This window comes from Vibrio sp. 811 (assembly GCF_033339195.1).
The window spans coordinates 1-679 of sequence record NZ_JAWOUB010000442.1 but is presented as its reverse complement, the minus strand read 5'-3'; the positions used below and the strand labels follow the sequence as shown (position 1 = coordinate 679).

Here is a 679-nt window from a genome sequence, read left to right as displayed (position 1 = left end):
TCAAATTGAAGTCCACCATAAACTTGGTGCATTTCCATTTGAGTTTCGCGCCCTGTTCCTGCTGACAGTTGGCTAGTCGCATCGGCACTGAACTCGCCATTTACAAACTGACCTGAGTTTGCCAGTTGTTCAGCTGGAGAGCGGAACACATAGCCAGTACCAGTTTCGTTACTATTCGAGAAGTTTAGGTGGTAACCAGTTTCCCAAATGACTTCACCAAATGAATCTGTGTAAAGTGTGCCATCTAAGCCGGCTTTTAAGTCTGCTTGGAAATCGGTAACACTATTGTCACGTGTACCAACATTGTTGAATCGGTAATAAACAGCAGCAGGACCTTTAGTTGCATCTAAGCCATTTTCGGCAAAGAATGCTGCGCCACCAGTAGTTGTTGGATCGACTTCGAAATAACCAGCCGCCGGCGCGAAGCGTCCAAAGCTTTCATTTCGGTTTAAAAGAACCTGAGCGTTAAACGTGGTGTCATCAGATAAGAAAATGTTACCGTTCATAAAAACGGTGTTGCGTTCTAGAGATGCTGTTTGAGCAGCTTCCGATGTGTAGTCGTAGCCGCAGATATCACCTAAGCCAGGGTAGTTTGTTAAGCCTACAAAACCTTTTGAAGGATCACACGAAGCGTCTGTGTCGTAGCCTTTAAGTGCTTTCAACTGACCATCATGATAAA

At 44.9% G+C, this 679-nt stretch carries 1 pseudogene; it reads right to left on the bottom strand.

Annotated elements, in window-relative coordinates:
- A pseudogene (locus tag R7Q46_RS27380) lies at window positions 1-679 on the bottom strand (TonB-dependent receptor); the annotation flags it as partial.